The sequence below is a fragment of the Reyranella sp. genome (assembly GCF_050185545.1).
Lineage (GTDB): Bacteria > Pseudomonadota > Alphaproteobacteria > Reyranellales > Reyranellaceae > Reyranella.
The window spans coordinates 21,174-23,624 of the sequence record NZ_JBFWZI010000119.1; the positions used below are offsets into that span (position 1 = coordinate 21,174).

A 2,451-nucleotide genomic window follows, 5' to 3' on the forward strand; every position below is an offset into this window, starting at 1 on the left:
TGACATAGGCGGTGCTGACGCGCGCCGGATCGGTTGCCCGCATCAGCGGGTCGATGCGCACGGTGCCGGTGAACCAGCTCTCTGGGCCCTTTACGGAATCCTGCGAGCCGCTGCGTTTGATTTCCATTTCGATCAGCCTTTCCTGTCAGCGTGGGTCCAGGCGCAACGTCGTCGACAGGAGGTGGGCCTGCACCATCGCCTGGGCGTAAGGGCTCGGCGCGTACTTCGCAAGAAACGCGTGGCTCACCTGTTCGATCGTCTCCGGATCGGCCACCGGCACGGCCTGCACGGCCAGGCGCCGGCCCGCGGCCTCCAGGGCTGCCGGCCCGCCGGCCGCAAGATCGCGGTACCAGCGTCCCCTGGCACCGCGGAACGAGCGCACGAACACCGCGCCGCCGGCCACCACCACCCAGATCACCACCGCGATGCCGGGGTGCTTGTCGGTGCGGATGCCGACTTCACGGGTCTCGCCCAGGAGACGCAGCGTATCGGCGTCGAATGGGACCATGCTTCCTCCAGCTTCCTGCTGTTTCGACGATTTGTTGCCCGCCCCGCCGGTAGCACGCCGGCCAGTCGGTAGGGCCGGTCGGCGCCGACCAGTCGGCCGCCACACAATTTGCCGGCTGGGCGCCACGCGAGTAGCCACTATGATCGGCATGCACTTGTGCGTCGAGTTCATGAATGCGGCAGGGCACGGACGATGCCCCCCAGGTGCGGAACCGTTGCGTGGTCGCCTTGCGCACGTCCTCCGCGCATCAACAGGGGGGCGATCAATTCGAGGGAGATGAAGAACCATGAAGTTCGGCATACACAATCCGTCCTGGCTGTTCGGTTCTGAGCCGGCGGAGATATTCGACGCGGTTGCAGCGAAGGCACGGTGGGCGGAGGACCATGGCTTCGCCTGGTTCTCTGTGATGGACCATCTCATCCAGATCGCCAATGTCGGCGCGCCGGATGAGCCCTTCCTGGAAGGATGGACGGTCCTCTCGGCGCTCGCCGCCGTGACGCGGCGCATCCGCCTCGCGACACTGGTCTCCTCGGTCCACTATCGCAATCCTGCCCATCTCGCGAAGATCGCCGCCGGGGTCGACCTGATCAGCCGCGGCCGCCTGACCTTCGGCATCGGCGCCGGCTGGTTCGAGACCGAGTATCGCCAGTACGGCTGGGAGTTTCCGCCGCGGCCGGCGGTGCGCATCCGGCAAATGGAGGAAGCCGTCAGGCTCATCCTCGCGATGTGGTCGGAAAAGCGCACCACCTTCCAGGGCAAGTACTTCCAGGCGCAAGACGCGATCCTGGAACCCAAGCCGATCCAGAAGCCGCATCCGCCCGTGATGATCGGCGGCGGCGGCGAGCAGCTCACCCTGCGGGCCGTCGCCCGACTGGCCGACGCCTGCAACGTCGGCGGCACGCCCGACATCGTGCGACACAAGTACGACGTGCTGCGCCGGCATTGCGATGCGGTGGGGCGCAACTATGACGACATCGAGCGCACCAACGTCATCAGCTTCGTCGTGGCGCGCGACGAGGCGCAGCTGGCGGCCAAGCGCAAGAGGCTGGCGGTACCGGACAACTACTACGGGGTCGCCGGCACGGTCGCGGAGATCACCGACCTGGTCGGCAAGTACCAGGATGCCGGCGTCCAGCTCCTCATCAGCAGCGCCTTCAAGAACGACAGCGAGACCCTCGAGCTGCTCGCCGCCGACGTCATGCCGCGTTTTGGGGTAAACTCCGCCTGAAGTGGCGCTCATGCTCTTCAGGACCGCGGGCGTCCCGCCCGCTCATGCGTTCCTACTGTCGTTACGAGTGCTGTAGCTCTGTTGATACCTGCGTGGTCGGCTGCGGGATGAAGGAATCATGAGCGGGCGGGACGCCCGCGGCCCGGAAGAGCATGAGCGCCACCCTATTGGCGCACTCCCAGCGTACATGCCGCTAACCCGACGAATCCTCGTTGCGCACGTCGTAGCGCAGCCAGACGGCGTCGCCGTCGAGCACCTCGCAGCTTTTCAAGGTCATCGACGCGAGCGGCGCCGACGGGCCGGTCTTCACGTCGTCGGAATCGAAGACATGCGGCGCACCCCGGGCGCCATCGACGGCCGGATTGATCGCCACACTGATCTCGTCGATCAGGCCGGCCCGCAAGAAGGCGCCGTTGGCCCGTCCGCCGCCCTCGAGCAGCAGGCGTTCGACGCCCAGCTCGCGGTTCAGGACCTCGAGCACCAGCCGCAGATCGAGCGCCTGCTTGCCGGCGAAGACGTATGACACGCCCTCGGCCCGCAGCGCCTCGAGATGGGCGTCCGCAACCTGTTCGGTCAGCACGACGACGATCGGATCGCCGCCGATGTCCGAGCGGCCCCAGATGATCTTGCCCTCGGCATCGAGCACGACGCCGTAGGCGGCGGCATCGCGCCGGGCGATCCACGCCGTGCGCGGGAAGACCTGGCCGGTCGGCGC

The 2,451-nt window shown here is 67.2% G+C and carries 3 protein-coding genes and 1 pseudogene; 1 reads left to right on the plus strand and 3 read right to left on the minus strand.

Annotated features, from left to right (window positions below; genetic code table 11):
- A pseudogene (locus tag AB7O82_RS25600) lies at positions 1-127 on the minus strand ((R)-mandelonitrile lyase); the annotation flags it as partial.
- Positions 128-145: 18 nt separating this feature from the next.
- Positions 146-508, minus strand: coding sequence for a DUF2255 family protein (locus AB7O82_RS25605; protein ID WP_428556102.1), 363 nt, complete (start codon positions 506-508; stop codon positions 146-148).
- Positions 509-794: 286 nt separating this feature from the next.
- Here AB7O82_RS25605 and AB7O82_RS25610 point away from each other — a divergent pair, with 286 nt between their 5' ends.
- Positions 795-1,736 (plus strand): LLM class F420-dependent oxidoreductase, encoded by a 942-nt coding sequence (locus AB7O82_RS25610; RefSeq protein ID WP_428556105.1) that lies wholly within the window; start codon positions 795-797, stop codon positions 1,734-1,736.
- 193 nt (positions 1,737-1,929) lie between these two features.
- On the opposite strand, the gene AB7O82_RS25615 is transcribed toward AB7O82_RS25610, so the two are convergent.
- Positions 1,930-2,451 (minus strand): dihydrofolate reductase family protein (locus tag AB7O82_RS25615; protein ID WP_428620493.1); only part of this gene is annotated, 522 nt, incomplete at its 5' end.

Coding starts and splice junctions, on each gene's coding strand:
- AB7O82_RS25605 (WP_428556102.1), bottom strand. CDS start 508: ATGGTCCCATTCGACGCCGATACGCTGCGTCTCCTGGGCGAGACCCGT.
- AB7O82_RS25610 (WP_428556105.1), top strand. CDS start 795: ATGAAGTTCGGCATACACAATCCGTCCTGGCTGTTCGGTTCTGAGCCG.